The 2,056-nt window shown below is 43.8% G+C and carries 2 protein-coding genes; both read left to right on the top strand.

Annotation, left to right across the window (positions count from 1 at the left end):
- Positions 1–329: 329 nt before the first annotated feature.
- Positions 330–1,502 (top strand): zinc metalloprotease, encoded by a 1,173-nt coding sequence (locus tag F6K20_RS35910; RefSeq protein ID WP_131827128.1) that lies wholly within the window; start codon positions 330–332, stop codon positions 1,500–1,502.
- A gap of 112 nt (positions 1,503–1,614) precedes the next feature.
- Positions 1,615–1,977: a 50S ribosomal protein L19 gene (gene rplS / locus F6K20_RS35905; RefSeq protein ID WP_287248026.1), complete on the top strand. Its 363-nt coding sequence runs from the start codon at positions 1,615–1,617 to the stop codon at positions 1,975–1,977.
- The last annotated feature ends 79 nt before the right edge of the window (positions 1,978–2,056 follow it).

Here is a 2,056-nt window from a genome sequence, read left to right as displayed (position 1 = left end):
TATAGCAGTCGCCAGGGCAGTTAGGACATGACAAAAGTCTCACACCCTTTGTAAGCGATGCAGCGCGGTCTTGGGGGTTTCCCCCATGAGCGACTGCATCAAGAAGCGCAAGAGTTTGACTTCTGACTTCTGACTTCTGACTTCTGACTTCTGCTATATTTCGCAATCATAAAATTTACTAGATTTATAAAATTTCCGTATTTTTATTGATGTTATTCAATTAAATTTGATATTTAATTGAATTAAAGCGGATTTCAAAAAAACAGGTCATTTGATATTGAGCAAACTAATCTGCCAATAGATTTTAATGTATGAAAATCAAAAATCTTATGAAAACAAACTCCAAAAACAAACAACCTATGGATTTACTCAAACTGACACAAAACCTATCACTAGCCATCCTAGGGTCTGTTTTGAGCTTCGCCGCCATTGAAGTTGCTAACCCAGGACGCTCTGACGCTTTTGTAATTTTTAACCGGTCTGGTAACACACTCGGAGGTGGCTCCCGATGGGATGCAGCTCCAAGGACTATCCAAGGACAAGATCGTTCCTTGGACGGCGGATTGCGATACTCACTACAGGGCGGTTCCTATCAAGCTTACCGAGATTTATTCACCTGGGATATTGTTCCTAGTGTCAACGAGTTTCAAAATGCCATTGAGGCTGCGTTCAACGCCTGGACTGTAGTTGACCCAGTTTCTGGGTTAGGTACCGATTTGTCATTTGTAGCAGATTTAGAGACATCAGTAATAGGAACCGGTACAGGAGGCGTTCACCCAGATGGTGCCGAGATTGACCTGTTGGCATCGACAGATGCAACTTTCTGGAATCCTGGAAATACCTCACCCCAAGGTGAATCGTTTTTCTATTACATCAACGATACTGTAACTCTCACTTCTGGAACGGAAAATTACGCAGGCTCAAGCGCCATTATCGGGGCAGATATGACCTTCAACAATAATGCCGGAACAGTATATACCCTCGACTTTTTCAGGCGATTGTTGACCCACGAGATCGGTCATGCCATTGGATTAGGGGACATCGAAGGAGACATCAGTGCTAATAGATTTATCGACGACAACTATGATGGCAGTACTAGCGCCACAGCTCTAGCCACATTGAGCAACCCGATTGCCCAACTAATCGATCCCCTCAATCCAGCTGCTTCACCATTTTCATTGTTTACAGTTCCAGATCAGGATCCTGGTGTTGACACCCCAGGCGTAGATATTCTGATGGAATCCCGGGGACTAGGTATAGCTCCAGGGAACCCAGTCACCAACCTTAGCCCATTGGTTAACGATGACTACGCTGGTCGCCAGTTCCTGTATCCAGTGTCATCTGAGGCTAGATTTTCCTCTGAGGCTAGAGTTGATGAACCTACTGCTACATTAGGTTTACTAGCCCTTGGTATTATAGGTGTACGTTTGAGTACTCAAGGCAAAAAAAGCAAGCAACAGAGAGTAGATACACCTACGAGATCAGCTATTTACACCAAATAGACAGACACAGACACAGGTAGTGGTGCTGAAGTCCTACCTTTTCCCAAAAAATTCTAGACTTCAAGTCTTTCTTTGGGATATAATCAAAAACTGGTGCTTTTAGGCAAAAACCATGAATGCTCAAGAAATCATTCGTTCCATAGAAGCGGAACAACTTAAGGACAACGTCCCTACCATCTACGTCGGTGACACCGTGCGTGTAGGGGTACGGATTAAAGAAGGTAATAAGGAACGGATTCAACCCTATGAAGGCACTGTGATTGCCATGCGCAATGGTGGCATTAATGAAACGATTACAGTACGCCGGATTTTCCAAGGGGTTGGTGTGGAACGGGTTTTTCTACTCCATTCTCCAAAAATTGCTAATATAAAAGTAATCCGTCGAGGCAAGGTACGTCGAGCCAAGCTATACTATTTACGCGATCGCGTTGGTAAGGCTACTCGCATCAAACAACGCTTTGACCGTAGTTTATAACCTTTTTCTGGCCTAGCATCAGTTTGGTGTAAATGGCAAAATTAGGGTTAGTAAACAGTTAGAGAAAATGTTGCCGAGA

This window comes from Moorena sp. SIO2C4, from assembly GCF_010672485.1.
Lineage (GTDB): Bacteria > Cyanobacteriota > Cyanobacteriia > Cyanobacteriales > Coleofasciculaceae > Moorena > Moorena producens.
Note: the sequence above shows the minus strand (reverse complement) of the source record. Positions and strands in the feature narration are given on the sequence as shown.

Bases quoted from the DNA above. Each gene is read 5' to 3' on its own strand.
- F6K20_RS35910 (WP_131827128.1), top strand. From the start codon at position 330: ATGAAAACAAACTCCAAAAACAAACAACCTATGGATTTACTCAAACTG.
- rplS (WP_287248026.1), top strand. From the start codon at position 1,615: ATGAATGCTCAAGAAATCATTCGTTCCATAGAAGCGGAACAACTTAAG.